This is a genomic window from Streptomyces sp. NPDC111507 (genome assembly GCF_055638955.1).
In genome coordinates this window covers 68,851-83,922 of sequence record NZ_JBVKBU010000025.1, presented here as the reverse complement: position 1 = coordinate 83,922, position 15,072 = coordinate 68,851, and the positions used below count along the sequence as shown (strand labels likewise).

The window sequence follows — 15,072 nt, the reverse complement described above, 5'->3', positions numbered from 1 at the left end:
CCGCTACGAACGCAAAGCCGTCCACTTCCTCGCCTTCGCCAGCATCGCCAGCACCCTCATCTGCTACCGCCGACTCACCAATTGAGATGACCTTTAAGGCGATCAGGGGGTGGCGATCTGTTCCTGGTTTCACGAAGCCGTTCGGGCCACATGGACGACGTCACCGCGCAGGATCCCAAATCCCGTGTCATTTACCGATGCCGTGGCCTGCTGTTGTTCGGGATGTCTCACAGCGACGACCGTGATTCTGTCTCAGGCGCCTGGCCATCTTCTCTCGCGGCCGGCCAGTTGCGGTGTGAGCTGCCGGCGAACCCTTCGTGGCGAAGCGGGGCGAGGTCGCCACCGATCGGCCGGGGATGGAGTCAGGGATGTCGTCCGACGGCGAGCGTCAGTCGGTGATCACGGGGCTGCGGTGGATCCACTCGTCACTGTGGACCGACTGGTGCATGAAGTCGGCCACGTCCGCACGGCTGATCGTCGGGTTGCCCTTCATCGGCAACCGGTCCCTCGCGCTGTAGGTCCCCTGGGCCGGGCCATGGGTCAGCCGGGTGGGGTAGACGATGGTCCAATCCAGACCGCTGTTGCGAATGCGCTCGTCCGCGATCTCCTTGTCTGCATAGATCGCTCGCGTAATCGTGCGGTAGATCACCTTCTGCGGTGCGCTCGCCCAGCCGTAGGTGCTACCGACGCCGAACGACGACAGCCACACCAGCCGGGAGACGCCCGCTTCCTCGGCCGCACCGATCACGGCCGCCGAGGAGCGCGTGAAGAGGCCGTCGGCGCGCACGGAGTTGCCTCTGCCGAGGGCGGAGACGATCGCGTCGTGCCCGACCGCGACGGCGGAGATGTCACGCTGCGAAGTGGCGTCCCCGATGACCGGCGTGACTCGCTCGGCAAGGTTGCCCATGGCCTCCGGGTTGCGCACGAAGGCCGTGACCGAGTCACCGGATCGCACGGCCAGGTCGACGAGATGGCGTCCGGTGGGACCGGTGGCGCCCAGGATGAGCAGCTTCACGTCAGGGGAATCTTTCGTGTGGAGGCGAGGGGGAAGCCAGGATCTGCCGGGTCTTGAGGTTCGCGAAGCCGTGTTCATTCGCCCCCGACCCGGCGGTGGGCTCCTTTCTCGGCTGCGGTGAGCTGATCGTTCCGGGCGGCCTCGCAGCCGGTGATGACCACCGGGTCGTCGTCGGGAACGTATTCCGTTGCCCGTCGGCGGCGAGCCGATCATCAAGTAGTCGATCACCGACTCGTCCGTACCCGTGCACCACGGCTGGCGTTCAGGCGAGGTCCGCGAGGTCTTCCTCTGTGAGGGTGATCGAGCCGGCGGCGACGTTGTCCTCCAGGTGCGCGAGGGACCCCGTGCCGGGGATGGCCAAGGTGACCGGGGAGGAGGCGAGCAACCAGGCCAGGCCGATCTGGGGAACGGTGGCGCCGTGCCGGGCTGCGACCTTGGCCAGCCGCCCGTCGCTGAGGTCTCGACCGCCACCGACCGGGAAGAAGGGCACGAAGGCGATGCCCAGCTCCTCGCAGGCGGCCAGGAGGTCCGCGTCGTCGCGCCGGTCGGCGTGGTACTGGTTCTGCACGGCCATGACGGGTGCGATGGTGCGGGCCTCCGCGAGGTGGTCGGCGTCGACGTTGCTGAGGCCGAGGTGGCGGATCAGTCCCTCCTCGCGCAGTGCGGCGAGCGCCTCGAAGCGTGCGGCGAGCAACTCGCCGTGCGGGGGTTCCATGAGGCCGATGCGCAGGTAGACCAGGTCGAGGCGGCTCACGGCCAGGCTTTCGAGGTTGGCCTCGACCAGGCCACGCATGTCGGCCGGAGGGGCCGCGGAGATGCCGTCAGGGCTGACGTGGGGGCCCACCTTGGTGGCGATGACGAGGTCGGACGGGTACGGGTGGAGGGCCTGGCGGATCAGGGTGTTGGCGCGGACCTTACCGTCGTCGCTGAAGTAGAAGTCGGCGGTGTCGATGTGGTTGACGCCGAGTTCGACGGCGCGGCGCAGTACGGCACGGCCGGTCTCGGGGTCGCGGGCGGGTCCGTTCATGCCCTGCTGGGACGGGAGGCGCATGGCGCCGAAGCCGAGGCGGTTGACGGGCAGGTCGCCGCCGAGGCGGAAGGAGTCGCTCATGGGGCCAGCGTGCGCGGCCCGTTTCGTACGGGCCAGCCATTGGCAGTTTGCTGCCAACGGCATAATGGACCTATGGCAGAGATCATGACGCTCCGCGGCGATCTTGAACTCCAAGCCCGGCTAGCACCGATCGTCACCGCAGGTGAAATGGAGTTCGTCAACGTTTCCCGTGACCTCGACACCTGGCCCGGCGCTCGTGAGAGTGCCCACCTGCGGGCACGGCACGGCGGAGCGAGTCTGGTCCGCAAGCTTTTCAGCCCCGCCGTGCTCGCCGACCAGCGCGACCGGTGGACCTTGCGTGAGATGACCGCCCAGGGATTCCAGGTTCGTATCGCCGCCGCCCCGTTGCCGCAGGGAATGGTGTTCATCGACCGGCGGACCATGATCCTCACCGAGCCCGCGAGCGCAGGTCCAGCCGTCGGCGGGCACCGCCAGTACGCCATGAGTGCCGCGCCCGCGCTGGTCAGCGGGGCCTATGCGCTGTTCGAAGCCGCTTGGGAGACCGCCGCTGATCTCGAGGTCTTCCTCAGCTCCGATCGCCCCCAGCTGGATGCTCAGGCACGCACGGTCCTGCGGGCGCTCGGCTCTGGTGCCACGGACGAGGCAGCCGCACGAGAACTTGGCATGTCGCTGCGCACCTACCGTCGCCGGGTCGCCGAACTCCTCGTCGCTCTCGACGCGGATTCGCGATTCCAGGCCGGGATACGCGCGGGCGAGCTGGGCCTGACCCGCGGGTGATCAACCTCCGTAAATGAAGGCGCGGCGCTGTCCCGGGTGCGCGTCCAGTCGTTGCGCTACCAAGACACTCTCCATCGAAGGTCTGCCTCACGTTCGATTCACTCCAGTCAGTGAACAGGGTGACCGGCCAGACTCAGATCGGTAGCCTTCCTGTGGCGGCTCTGTGACCTGCGCCGTCCGCGCTGTCTCAGGCTGCTTCACCGGTGGGCCGTCTCAACTCCACCGCACTTCACCGTGGTTCGCCGGGCCAGCGATGAAAGTGCACGCCGCTGACCTGAGGCGACGACCTCCTGTCGTGTTGCAGGAAGCGGCTGACATGTGCGTGCCGGGCAGCGACTGCGCGCATTCGGAGGATCTCGTCGTGATCCGTGATCCGCACCTCGTCCTCGACGAACACCCAGGCAGTGCGCCCTACCTCGGTGCCTGGAAGCCGCCGATCTTCTGCTCGAGCAGTTCGGCCAGCCGCAGCGGGGTGCGGTCCTCGAACATCGGACCGATGAGCTGCACTCCCACCGGCAGACCCTCGGGGGACCGGCCCGCTGGTATGGCGGTGGCGGGTAGGCCGGGCATGGTGGCCAGACCGGCCCAGACGAGCTGGTCGAAGTACGGGCACTCGACGCCGTCGATGTCGAGCCGGCGTTCCAGCGGATTGGGGTTGTGGTCGTGCGGGAACGCGGGAGTGGGCGTGATCGGGCACACCACGGCGTCGAACTCGGCGAACAGTTGCCGCCAGCCGTGGCGGTGCAGTTCGCGGTGGTTGTTCGCCTGGAGCCAGTCGCGGTGGCTGAACACCATGCCGCGCAGCCGTGCCGCGTCGAGACTCTGGTCGTCCGCGCTCAGTGCGGCGGCGCGGGTCCGTAGCCGATCGTACGGTTCGACGGGAAAACGTGCGACGGAGCCCGAAACCAGCAACTGGCTGTAGAGCGTCCCGGCCTCGGTCAGATCGGGTAGCAGCGGACTGTGCCGTTCGACGTGGGCGCCGCCCTCGACTAGCGCGTCGGCGACTCGGTTCACGCCGGCCCGCACCGCCGACCCGGTGGGGATGAGCGGATGTTCGTCGAGGATCAAGACCCGGAAGTCGCGGAGCCGTTCGTGGCGCGCGGGCGGCAGCCTCAAGTGGTGCGCCACGCCGAGCGTCAACGGATCCGGTCCGGCCATGACGTCGAGCAGGAGCGTGAGGTCGCGGGCGGTGCGTGCCATCGGACCGACGACGGCGAGGTCGAGGTCGACCGGCAAGGCCGGTGCGGACGGCGGGACCATACCGCGGTTGGCCGCCAGCCCGAGTGTCGGCTTGTGTGCGTAGACACCGCAGAAATGTGCGGGGGTGCGCAACGAACCGGCGATGTCGGAGCCGATGGACAGCGCGCCGAATCCGGACGCCAGGGCCGCCGCTGACCCGCCGGAGGATCCCCCCGGCGTGCGACCGTGATCCCACGGGTTATTGGTGGTGCCGTAGATCTCGTTGAAGCTCTGCACATCTTGCAGCCCCAGGGGCACATTGGTCTTCCCGAGCACCACCGCGCCTGCGGCCTTGAGCCGCGACACCTGCACCGCGTCCTCGGCCGGCACATAGTCCCGGTGTTGCGGCATGCCCCAGGTCGTGGGCAGCCCGGCGATGTTGTAGGACTCTTTGACCGTCACTGGAATGCCGAGCAGCGGCCGGTCCTCACCGCGGGCGCGCGCGTGGTCGGCATCGCGCGCGGCGGCCCGTGCACGGTCGAAGTCCGGCACACAGATCGCGTTGATCGCCTTGTCGTCCCGCTCGATACGGGTGATTGCCTCGTTGGTCAGTTCCGCCGAGGTCACTTCACCGGTACGCAAGGCAGCCGCGAGGTTTTCGGCAGTCGGAAATTTCCACTCCATGAATCCGACCGTAGCGGCCAGTGGAAGAGGTCATGAAATGCCGCTTCGCACAACGGGATGGGCGTCCCCATACTCGTGATGCTTCTCTTCGGCCACAGACGATTCGCCCGACCGCAGGCCATGGCGGCGTGCGGCGGCTTCGCCTGTGAGGCGCTGTCGAGACTCAGTGTTCAGCCTGGTCAACTCTTTGGATGACAGCCACCGTCGGGTGACCGGGTTGAGTCGTAGCCGGACCGGAGGGCCTCTCTGTGAACCCCGCTGGTGGGCGTCGCTCTGTCCAGCGCGCCTGTCCCGGCCGTCACGTGCGGGCCGTGTGGCCCTGCGAGCGGCGTGGCGTGCCCCGCGTGCCGCTGCGGGCCTGTTCAGTCCCGGCTGCCCCGTCCGATTCGCGCTCTACGCATATGCCGCTTGGCTGCGGACTCTGACCGTATGGGGGTTTTCGAGGACGGGATTGTGCTGCCCGAGCGGCGGCCGGACGAGTCGGATGACGACTACTGGGACCGGGTCGAGCAGGTGACGGATCGGATTGAGGCTCGGGAGGAGGGGGCGACCGCGCCTGCTCCTCCGCTGCCGCCGGTGTGCCGGGAGTGCGGGTTGGGGGCGGACCGGTTTCCGACGCTGTCGAAGGCGTGGGTGCTGCTGGAGCGGTTGGATCCAGTGAATGTGGTGCCCGCGCACATGGTGCCGCCGCGGTTCCGTTGGCTGATCAATGCGGATGGGGTGGCGTGGAATCCGTGGCTGGCGGAGCCTACGCCGGGCGCGGTGTGCCGGATTCCGCACCGTCTGGTGTGTCCGGGGCTGCCGGAGGTGAATCCGTGGACGTGGTTGACGGTCATGCGCGGGGAGAACGAGAGGCAGGCGCAGCGTCTCTACAATCCGCCGCGGTTCGGCTGGCCGGACGGGGGCGAGCCGGCGGCGAGCGCGTAGGGCCGGCTCCGCTCGAGACCGTCGCGGACGGCGGTCCGGATTTCGGCGAACACGGTCGTGATGGCCGCGTTGGTGTCCTGGCGTGCTGGGTCGATGGCGTGCTGCCGGCCTGCCATCTGCTGCCGTAGAGCTGCGAGTTCACTCAGGATCTGGTGAAGCACGTCGTCGTCGCCGTTCCCTTTGCCGAAGATCGCCACAAGCCCGCCTTGTCGTCGGTCAACCTGATCAGGGTGGGGGTGGGGGTGGGGCATGACGGGGCAAGGTCGCGAACCGGACATGAGCCCGAACTCTGTGCGGAGGGAGGGTCGTTCACGCCCTGTCCGGCGCCGTGTCGTCGTGAGATGTCGGCGAGTTGCGTCACCCAGAAGGGCGATTAGAGTGGAAAGTGACCACATATGACATAGATCCCGGAAGGGGACACAGTCATGCGTGCTAGCAATGGCAAGCGGGCGGCCGTCCTGAGCGCCGCCCTCTTCGCTGCCACCATCGCCCTCGCCCCTGTTGGTTTTCAGCAGGCTTCAGCGGCCACACCAAGCGCCGCTCCCGTCAGCGTGACCACGAACGTTTCCCATCAAAGTGACTACCGGCAGGGTTACAGGGACGGCTTCCGGGATGGGTACTCGGACGCCAGGGACGACTGCCACAGGAACAACAGACTTCGTGGAGAGCACGGGTACAAGATGAGTGACTACACCCGCGGTTACGCCGATGGATTCAGTGACGGGTTCGCTCGGGCCGAACGTCGATACTGCTGAGAGTCGCTGACGACGGGCACCAGTACCGCTCAGCCGAGGTAGTTGATCTGCAACACGGTGATCGTCTTCAGCGTGTCGCCGATGAGGAGTACCGCGAACGCCTGCTCGGTGACGATCATCCGCATGACGTCATCGTCTTCCCCGTGGGGCACGGTGTCGGCGGGTGCGTTCGTTACAGAGAGCGTGGTTGTGGAGGGGACAGTGTCCCCAGGCCTCACCTATGGCCCATGAGGACGATCGTTCGGCTGAACGCTCATGGAGCCTTTCGCCGCGGAGGCGACCGCCCTTCATGACCACACACACGTCGCAGACCTGGCCGGGATCCATCCCCGCCGGGGTTGTCTTCGTACGCCCGCCGTACCTCCGTACGGGCCGGTCTCGGTCCTGGACAGCGGGGCCTGCCGCCGGACGGTCGGTCAGGCCGCCTCACCGGTGGCCTGTGGCCGGTCGTCCAGAACGATGGTGGTGACCGCAAGGTAGTCATCGCTGACCTCGATCATTCCGTCGTCTGGGTCGTCGATGCGTTCGGGAAGACGGAAATGAGGGTGCTGCGAAGTCTGCTCGATCAGAAACGACCACGTGTCCCGATGCCAAGATCACCCGGGCTGAAACCATGGCTGCCGCCTGAAGCACGCTGTCCATGTGCCGATCGCGGTCCTCCCGTTGCTCTTGTTCGGCATCCTTTGGGACTGCGGCCGCAGGAGGTTTTGCTGGAGCCGGTTCGAGCGGAGGCGAGGCCGACGTGCCGCAGGCCTCTTCGAGGAGGACGTCAAAGTACCGTGCGTCGCCCGGGAGTTACGGGTGAGCGCGAAGTCCATCTACCAGCGGCTCCGTGCCTGGGAGCCGGGCGGGCCGGAAGCGCTGTGCTCGAAGGGGTCCACGGGTTACGACTGCCGACTCCGCCCCGACCTGCCAGGCCAAGCTCGCCGCCTGGCTGGACGAAGGGCCGGCCGCGCACGGCTGGAAGGACGACCAGGTGTGGACCGCCGCAAGGGTGCGCACGCTGATCGGGCGGAAGTCCCGCCTCTCCTAGAGCGTCTCCGGGGTCACCCGGCTGCTGCACCGCATGGGCTGCAGCGCGCAGATGCCGGACAGACCCGCCGCCGAGCGCGACGAAGACGCGATCACCGCGTGGTGGGAGGCGACCTGGCAGGAGGTCATACTCTCCGGGCGGTGACCGGCGCGTTCCTCTGCTTCGAGGATGAAGCGGGCGTGACCGGCCGGCCGCCCTAGAGCCGCACTTGGGGCCGACGCGGCGTCACCCCAACGGTGCGGCTGTCTGGCCGTAGCCGTAGCCGTAGCCGCAGCCGCCTGCCGGTGGCCGGGCTGCTGTGCTACCGGCCCAGCCCGACCTGCCCGCCTGTGCTACCGGCTGCGCCGGTATACCGGCCGCAAGGGCGAACGCCGCTCGCTCGGCGGGAGCGATGACATCCACCTGCTCGACGGCAATCACCAATTGCTCGAAGCCCGGCTGATCGTGGTGTGGGACCGGCTGAGCACCCACACCGCCAAGGCGATGAAGGCGCCCGTGGCCGAGCGGCAATGGCTCACGGTGATCCTGCTGCCCGGTATGCGCCGGAACTCAACCCGGTCGAGGGCATGTGGACGCGTATCAAGCGAAGCCTGGCCAACCTGGCAGCCCGCGCCCGCGCCCTCGGTGAAGGGGAGACCCTCCTCCGCAGGCGACTCAAGGCGCTGCAGTACCAGTACGGCATCCTCAGCGGATTGCTCGCCGGGACCGGCCTCGCTCTCGACAGACCGAACCGATCCCTGGAACGCCGAAGTCAGTAGGCCGTCACAGGACGTCGGCGAGGCGGTCTACCTGGTTCGGGTCGAGGCCGTAGCAGTAGAGCATGACCTCGTCGGCGCCGAGGTCGGCGAAGCGGGCGATCGCATCGCGGATCTCGGTGGGCGTGGTGAGCAATCCGGCGACCATCCGGTCGGCCATGCCGGTGAAGGTGTAGTACGCGTGCATGTTGGCCTGGGCGGCATCGATGACGTCTTGAGGGCCGAGGGCGACGTTGACCTGCGCGACCATGCGCGGTTCGCCGCCGCGGCCGTACGCCTTCCAGAAGGTGCGGACAGTGTCGAACAGGCCGCCCGCCCACGAGGGCGCCGCGGCGGCGAGGAAGCCGTCCCCCCAGCGAGCAACGCGTTCGAGCGCCACGGGCTTGAAGCCACCGAAGAGCACCTCCGGGCCGCCGGGCCGGGCGGGCGCGGGGCCGATCGGGCCGACGCCGTCGCCGTAGGGCTCGCCGGACCAGAGGCGGCGCATCACCGCCATCTGCTCGTCGAGGCGTCGGCCTCGGGTGCGCTGGTCGATCCCCGTGACCTGGTGGTCGTCGTCCCGGCCGCCGATACCCAGGCCGAGGACCAGGCGGCTACCGGTCATCCGGTCCAAGGTGGCAGCCTGCTTGGCGAGGAGGGCGGTATCGCGCAGCGGGGCGAGCAGCACCTCGGTCTGGACGCGGATGCGGGAGGTAGCGCCCGCGAGGATGGCGAGCGCGACCAGGGGTTCGGGGTTGTCGTAGACGAGTCGGTCGAGCAGGCCGAGCGTGCTGAAGGGCCCGGCGTCGGCGCGCTGGGCCCAGGTGAGCAGGGTGGTCGGGTCGCCGATGGGCAGACCGATACCGACGTTCATGAAGGAGACCTCCGAAAGGAAGGGTCGACAAAGACTGCTGCCGCCCCTCCGGCACCTCAGCAAGGTGGGACGCTCCCGCTCTGCGGCGTGTTTCGGGGGAGCGTGACGTCGAAGTGATCTGACCTTAGGGCGAGCCGTGTTCGTGGTACAAGCCAATTTGGCGAGCCCCTGCCCTCAGCAGTTACCGGCAGGACGTCGGGATTTGCTCAAGTGCAGAGAAGGTTCCCGAGGGCGCGTCGCCGACCGAGCTGAATGCGACGGTCGACCAGTGAGACCTGGACGACGAGGGGCGCCGGTTGCGGTCGAAGACCCGCACGGTCGGTGAGCACTTCGCCCAGGAACAGCCACTGCTGAGGCCGCTGCCGAGGGAGGTGTTAGAGACCGGCCGGTGGCTCACCCCGTGAGTGAACCGCTTCGGGCAGGTCACCGTCCGCTGCACATCCTGCTCCGTTCCTGTCCGCTTGATCGGACGCCAGTTGCGGGAGCTGCTGCACGCCGACGACTTGGTCGTCCATGACGGCCGCACGGTGGTCACCCACCACGAACGTCTCAGCGGCAGGGGTGAGTCCCGGCTGGGTTCTGGACCGCTATCTGGAAGCCCTGATGCGCAAGCCGGGTGTCTTTCCCGGCGCGACGCCCTCGAACAGGCCAAAGCCGCAGGGAAGTTCACGTCGGCTCATGACGCGTGGTGGACCGCGGCCCGAGCCGCCCATGGCGAGGCGGCCGGGACCAGAGCGTTGATCGAGGTTCTGCTGTTGGGACGGCACATGGAGCACGAGCATGTCGTTGCCGGACTTGCCGCGAAGCGTAAGTCGGCGCGTCATTGATCATCGAGGGATGCCTGCCGGGCAAGGAATTCCTCGAACGCCGCCTTCTGCTTCGGATCCATGAAGCCTTGGCGGACATTGCGGGCCTTCTCCTGGAGCCAGTGCGCCTCGTCGGGATCCAGTAGCTCGGCGACCACCACGCCTTCGCGAGCAACCGCCGTGCGCCCTCCTACGCGACGACGAAAAAGCGTGAACGCGCCGAATTCCGTTGGGTAGGCCAGTTCCGGCTCCTGCACCACGGCTTGGTTCTCATCCCCAGCGCCACTCGTCGGGTAGGCGGTGGGGGCCCAATGCTCCCAGAGCGCCAGCGTGGCCGCGGGCACTAGCACCGCGCGTTCCGCCTCTTCACGCCCCTCCCACATGAACGTGACAGCGACGGGCTCGCCGACCGCCTCGGCCAACCCGAGCACTCTCTCCATCTCATCGTTGATGGGGTAACCCACCACTACATCGATCTGAATGCCCATGGTGCCTGAGGCTACTGGCCGCTTCCGACATGCCGGCCCAAAGCTCCTGCGCCTCGTCGACCACGGCGCGCCAGGTGGACCGTCCGAAACCAGTGATCTCACCGACTGAGCGCCTGTCCGAGGCTCAGGGCATCCCGCTCGTGGTCGCTGTGTTCGGCGCGAACACGCACGGCAGTCAGGCCCTCGGCGTGATGCGACCACGGAGTGAAGCGGTGCCGGCTGTATCTGACGGGGGAACGGATCGAGTCAGTGGCGTACGGGTTCCGGCTGCACCGGATGACCCGGATCCGCGGCGGAAGCGAACTGTTTCGCGCGGGTGCGGCGTCATCCACCGGCCGGGTGCTGAGGGTCCGGGTTGCCGGGAACGTTGGGTGTTGGGCGCGGGGTGACGATGTGACGTCGCGCTCGCGGGGGTGAGGCGGCGGCGAAGTGCCGGACGGGCCGGGACCGTACCCACTCCGGAGATATCCAGGGCTCTGGCACCTTGGCGCAAGCCTCTGGATGTGCACGACCCGGCCAACAGGCGTGCTGGGCAATGTGCTTGCGACAGTTATGGCCGGAGGCCGAGTCACTCAACCAGGGTGGCGAAGTCTCGGCGCCGGGCTTCTTCAAGACCGCGTCTTACGGCCGCACCTGGACTCCGACCGTTCCTGGACTCCGACCATGGACAAAGTCGACTTCTTACGGGTGTCCTGTCCACGATGGGCGACCTCATCGAGGGCGTCGACGCCGACCAGTTCAGCTTCCCGACGTCGTGCGGCGAATACGACGTCGAAACCCTGAGAGGTCGTCGCTAGGGTCGGCGAGCGCGGCCTCGAACGCGGCGACTTCCATCAGCTCGGGCCGGCGTCGGCGTTCGCGGTGCATGTCGATGACGCGGCGCTTGAGGATCGTCCAGGCGTAGCCCGTCGATGCGGCGCTGCTGGTGGAAACCCCGGTAGGCCATCTGTGCGGCCGGCCCTCACTGGCCGATGGGCTCCACGCGCGGGACGCCGACCGCTCCGCCAGTCTCCTCCGGGCCCCCTCGCCGTTCACGGGACGTCCCGGGTCGGCTGGGCGGAGCGGGACGGGCCGTGTACCGGTCAGCCCGGGGATCCCAGCCCGTACCCCGGCCGCGAGCAGTTGGTCGCACACCCGGACGGCGTCCGGGCCGAACACCCCGAGAGCAAACGCAATTTCAGACAACCACGCGGCAGCGTTCTGCTGCACGGGGTGCTCCCTTGTACGTGGTTCTGCATTCCGGATGCCGCATGCCCACCCTCAACGGTCACCACCCGAGCCCAGAAAATATTACGGTCAGTATCGCTCTAATAACACCTAGTGGGCACGGATGCGGCCGTGAGCGGTCTTCATCTCGCAGGTTCAGATTCGCGGGGGATGTGCCTACACGTCTTTCCACCCCGAGGCCTGTGGAGTGAAGGGAGGGGCGGCCGGATGTGTCATCGCGATCAACCTGAACGGTCTGTGCAGGACGGAAGGGTCGGCTGCTGGCTCATCGGGCCTTCGGGGCCCGCCGCGAATTCATGCGGGGAATTTCTTCGGCTTTAATGGCGTACGTCCCATTAGTACAGGCAACCGATGTCGTCGAAGGGTGGGGCTGCGATGGAGCGGACCATGTGTTGCGTGGTGGGCGGTGGCCCCGCCGGAATGGTTCTCGGCCTGCTGCTGGCCCGGGCCGGCGTGGCCGTCACGGTCCTGGAGAAGCACGGCGACTTTCTGCGCGACTTCCGCGGCGACACCGTGCATCCGTCGACTCTGGCGCTGCTGGACGACCTCGGTCTGGCCGAGCGCTTCGCCCGTCTGCCGCAACGTCGGGTGACCACGGTCCAGTTGCCGCTCGGTGCGGATGGTTCGCTGATCACCGTCTCGGACATCAGCGCGCTACCGGGCCCGTACAACTACGTGGCGATGGTGCCCCAATGGGACCTGCTCGACCTCCTTGCCGACGAGGCTCGAAAAGAGCCTTCCTTCTCCCTGCGGATGAGCACCGAGGCGACGTCCTTCCTGGTGGAGCACGGACGGGTCACCGGTGTGCGTTATCGCACGTCCGACGGCCGTACCGGCGAACTGCGGGCCACCCTCACGGTGGCCTGCGACGGCCGGGGCTCGCTGGCCCGGTCGCGGCCCGAACTGCGGCTGCGGCAGTTCACCTGCCCCATGGACGCCTGGTGGTTCAGGCTGCCACGGCGGGAAGGCGACCCGCACGGGCTTGTGGGAGGTGTCGGCGACCGGTTCCTCACCGCGATGATCGACCGCGGGGAGTACTGGCAGTGTGCCGGGCTGATTCCCAAGGGGACCAGCGCCGAGCGCCGCGCCGCCGGTCTCGAGCAATTCATGGCCGATTTCTCGGCCGCCGTGCCCTGGCTCGAGGACCGGGCGCATGCGCTGCGGTCGTGGGAGGAGGTGAAAATGCTCGATGTACGGCTCGACCGCCTCCGGCGCTGGTACCGCCCTGGGCTGCTGTGCATCGGCGACGCGGCGCACGCGATGTCTCCGGTCTTCGGCATCGGTATCAATCTCGCCGTCGAAGATGCAGTTGCCGCCGCGCGGTACCTCGTCCAACCGCTGCGCAGGGGTGCGGTCGGCCTGCGGGACGTACGCGGCGTCCAGCGGCGCCGGTGGCCGACCACAGCGGCGACACAGGCACTGCAGCGGTTCGCCCACGCGCGGGTCATCACGCCCGTGCTCACGGGACGCCCGCCAGGCAAAGCCAGGTGGGCGGAGCGGATGAGTGAACTGCTCACCACCGCACCGTGGCTCAAGCGCGTGCCGGCGTACTTCATCGGCTACGGCGCGATGCGCGAACGTCCGCCCGCCGAGTCGGTACGGTGAGCTGCGGCGCGCTTGCGACCACCGGTGGAGGATGCGGGGGAGACGACAGCGCTCTCACACTCGTCGGGGCTGAATCGGAAACGCCGTTCATCGCCAGCAGTGTTGGGCGCGTCGCATACGGCACATGGAGAACACGGCAGACGAACCCATGCCTCACCCACGCCCTCGAAGTCGGGTTCGCCGCCTACGCAGCCTTCGGGAGCAGAAGAGCCAGCCTGCGGTGGTGTCTGTTTCTTGAGAGGTATTACGCGTCTCGAAGCGGTAGGCACCAGGTCTTTCGCGTGTGCGCCGATCAGGGGTAGGCCTCCCCAATGGACTGTGCGTGTCTGCACCGGCTGTTCATCCGGGTGCACCTGGGCATGGCTGCTTGCCGATCGCGTCCAGCTCCGGGTCCTGGAGCCGGGATCAGGGGATGAGGGGGATCTTGCCGTGGGTGTGGCGCTGTTCGAGTTGGGCGTAGGCGTCGCGGGCGTGGTCGAGGGGGTAGGTGGCGGCGAGAGGGATCTCGATGCGGCCGGTTGCGGCGCGTGTGGCCATTTCGGTAAGGACGTCGCGAGGGGATCCGTCGCCGAGTTCGGCCACGGTGCCGGCGAGGTCGCTGCCCTGACCGGAGGGGAAGCCGGGGGGGGAGCCGGTGGTGCAGGGCGCCGGTGCGGAGGGCGGTCTCATCGGGGTTGATGCCTGCGGTCCCGATCCCGACGAGGATGGCACCGGCGGCTGGCGGGAGTGCTCGTGAGTGAGGCTGAGCACCACCGCCCGCGCTGGTTTCGTTCGTTCGCGGCAGCTGGGAATCAGGCTGTGTACTGGTGGGCCGAGTAGGTGAGGTAGCCCGCGTCACCGCCCTGGTAGTACGTGGTCTCGTCGACGGGGGCGATCGGAAGTCCGCTCCGCAGCCGCTCGACGAGGTCGGGGTTGGCGAGGAAGGCGCGGCCGAAGCTGATGAGATCGGCGCCCAGGCCGAGCCAGTGGTCGGCGTCGTCCCGGCTGGTCTGCTTGGGGCCCATCGGAAGGACGGGGTTCATGACGAGGGTGCCCGGCCACGCTCGTCGCAGGGCGACGAGCACCTCTTCGTCGGCGGTGGCCTCGAGGTGTACATAGGCCAGCTCGAGGGGGGCCAGTTCGGCCAGCAGTGCGGTGTAGAGCTTGAGGACGTCGGTCTCCTGAACTCCCCAGAACGTCCCGCCCGGTGAGAAGCGGATGCCGGTCCTGTCGCCGCCGACGGCTTCGACGGTGGCGGTGACGGCCTCGACGGCGAACCTGATCCGGTTGGCGACCGGGCCTCCGTAGCGGTCCGTGCGCAGGTTGGCGTTGGACGAGAGGAACTGTGAGATGAGGTAGCCGTTGGCGCCGTGGAGTTCCACGCCGTCGAAGCCCGCGTCGACGGCGCGGCGTGCGGCTTCGGCGTAGGACCGTGCGTGCTCGGGCACTTCGGCGGTGTCCAGCGCGCGCGGCGTCGGGGCGGGCTGGGGTCCGGTGGGGGTGAACACGTCGCCGACGGCGGGGACGGCCGAGGGTCCGACCGGGTGCAGGCCGGTGGTGCTGGAATGGGAGACCCGGCCGCCGTGCATGAGCTGGGCGAAGATCCGGCCGCCGTTGGCGTGGACGGCGGCGGTCACGGGGCGCCATGCCTCGACCTGCTCGTCGGTGTGCAGTCCCGGTGTACCCGGATTGGACTGCCCGATCGCGCTCGGCTGCACGCCCTCGCTCACGATCAGCCCGGCTGTGGCCCGCTGGGCGTAGTAGGTCGCCATCGACGACGTGGCCAGGCCACCGGCGGCGGCCCGGACCCGGGTCATCGGGGCCATGACCGTCCGGTTGGGCAGCGTGAGGCCGCCGAGCCGGTAGCTGGTGAAGAGGGTCGTCATGTCAGGACTCCTTCGGGTTCCGCCGTGCCCG

At 68.2% G+C, this 15,072-nt stretch carries 13 protein-coding genes and 1 pseudogene; 5 read left to right on the top strand and 9 right to left on the bottom strand.

The genetic code is table 11. The annotated features are described in order from the left end of the window. Positions 1 to 388: 388 nt before the first annotated feature. Complete coding sequence (locus ACZ7M2_RS48615) at positions 389 to 1,015, bottom strand: NAD(P)-dependent oxidoreductase (protein ID WP_471600745.1); 627 nt, start codon at positions 1,013 to 1,015, stop codon at positions 389 to 391. A gap of 262 nt (positions 1,016 to 1,277) precedes the next feature. Next, positions 1,278 to 2,126 (bottom strand): aldo/keto reductase, encoded by an 849-nt coding sequence (locus ACZ7M2_RS48610; protein ID WP_471600744.1) that lies wholly within the window; start codon positions 2,124 to 2,126, stop codon positions 1,278 to 1,280. An 84-nt stretch (positions 2,127 to 2,210) separates the two neighbouring features. On the opposite strand from ACZ7M2_RS48610, the gene ACZ7M2_RS48605 reads away from it, so the two are divergent. Beyond that, positions 2,211 to 2,864 (top strand): helix-turn-helix transcriptional regulator, encoded by a 654-nt coding sequence (locus ACZ7M2_RS48605; protein ID WP_471600743.1) that lies wholly within the window; start codon positions 2,211 to 2,213, stop codon positions 2,862 to 2,864. 411 nt (positions 2,865 to 3,275) lie between these two features. Here ACZ7M2_RS48605 and ACZ7M2_RS48600 read toward each other — a convergent pair whose 3' ends face one another. Beyond that, positions 3,276 to 4,727: an amidase gene (locus ACZ7M2_RS48600; protein WP_471600742.1), complete on the bottom strand. Its 1,452-nt coding sequence runs from the start codon at positions 4,725 to 4,727 to the stop codon at positions 3,276 to 3,278. 429 nt (positions 4,728 to 5,156) lie between these two features. Here ACZ7M2_RS48600 and ACZ7M2_RS48595 point away from each other — a divergent pair, with 429 nt between their 5' ends. Beyond that, the gene (locus tag ACZ7M2_RS48595; RefSeq protein ID WP_471600741.1) at positions 5,157 to 5,654 is read left to right on the top strand and encodes a DUF6083 domain-containing protein; all 498 of its coding nucleotides are present in this window, start codon (positions 5,157 to 5,159) and stop codon (positions 5,652 to 5,654) included. Here ACZ7M2_RS48595 and ACZ7M2_RS48590 read toward each other — a convergent pair. Beyond that, on the bottom strand, positions 5,597 to 5,851 hold the full coding sequence (locus ACZ7M2_RS48590; RefSeq protein ID WP_471600740.1) for a hypothetical protein: 255 nt from the start codon (positions 5,849 to 5,851) through the stop codon (positions 5,597 to 5,599). The genes ACZ7M2_RS48595 and ACZ7M2_RS48590 overlap by 58 nt on opposite strands. Positions 5,852 to 7,051: 1,200 nt before the next feature. On the opposite strand from ACZ7M2_RS48590, the pseudogene ACZ7M2_RS48585 reads away from it, so the two are divergent. Beyond that, a pseudogene (locus tag ACZ7M2_RS48585) lies at positions 7,052 to 8,200 on the top strand (IS630 family transposase). A 4-nt stretch (positions 8,201 to 8,204) separates the two neighbouring features. Here the strand turns inward: ACZ7M2_RS48585 and ACZ7M2_RS48580 are convergent. Continuing rightward, positions 8,205 to 9,050, bottom strand: coding sequence for an LLM class flavin-dependent oxidoreductase (locus ACZ7M2_RS48580; protein WP_471600739.1), 846 nt, complete (start codon positions 9,048 to 9,050; stop codon positions 8,205 to 8,207). A 404-nt stretch (positions 9,051 to 9,454) separates the two neighbouring features. Between ACZ7M2_RS48580 and ACZ7M2_RS48575 the strand changes: the two genes are divergently transcribed. Then, the gene (locus tag ACZ7M2_RS48575; protein WP_471600738.1) at positions 9,455 to 9,877 is read left to right on the top strand and encodes a Mu transposase domain-containing protein; all 423 of its coding nucleotides are present in this window, start codon (positions 9,455 to 9,457) and stop codon (positions 9,875 to 9,877) included. Here the strand turns inward: ACZ7M2_RS48575 and ACZ7M2_RS48570 are convergent. Next, a complete protein-coding gene (locus tag ACZ7M2_RS48570; protein ID WP_471600737.1) occupies positions 9,871 to 10,344 on the bottom strand; it encodes a hypothetical protein in 474 nt (157 codons plus the stop codon). The genes ACZ7M2_RS48575 and ACZ7M2_RS48570 overlap by 7 nt on opposite strands. 738 nt (positions 10,345 to 11,082) lie before the next feature. Next, positions 11,083 to 11,553 carry a hypothetical protein gene (locus tag ACZ7M2_RS48565; protein WP_471600736.1) on the bottom strand — a complete coding sequence of 157 codons (471 nt, stop codon included), beginning with the start codon at positions 11,551 to 11,553 and terminating at the stop codon, positions 11,083 to 11,085. A gap of 393 nt (positions 11,554 to 11,946) precedes the next feature. Between ACZ7M2_RS48565 and ACZ7M2_RS48560 the strand changes: the two genes are divergently transcribed. Continuing rightward, positions 11,947 to 13,176 carry an FAD-dependent oxidoreductase gene (locus ACZ7M2_RS48560; RefSeq protein ID WP_471600735.1) on the top strand — a complete coding sequence of 410 codons (1,230 nt, stop codon included), beginning with the start codon at positions 11,947 to 11,949 and terminating at the stop codon, positions 13,174 to 13,176. 405 nt (positions 13,177 to 13,581) lie between these two features. On the opposite strand, the gene ACZ7M2_RS48555 is transcribed toward ACZ7M2_RS48560, so the two are convergent. Together ACZ7M2_RS48555 and ACZ7M2_RS48550 are read right to left on the bottom strand one after the other, a co-directional pair. After that, the gene (locus ACZ7M2_RS48555; RefSeq protein ID WP_471600734.1) at positions 13,582 to 13,845 is read right to left on the bottom strand and encodes a zinc-binding dehydrogenase; all 264 of its coding nucleotides are present in this window, start codon (positions 13,843 to 13,845) and stop codon (positions 13,582 to 13,584) included. Between the two features lie 122 nt (positions 13,846 to 13,967). Then, complete coding sequence (locus ACZ7M2_RS48550) at positions 13,968 to 15,041, bottom strand: alkene reductase (RefSeq protein WP_471600733.1); 1,074 nt, start codon at positions 15,039 to 15,041, stop codon at positions 13,968 to 13,970. Between the last annotated feature and the right edge of the window lie 31 nt (positions 15,042 to 15,072).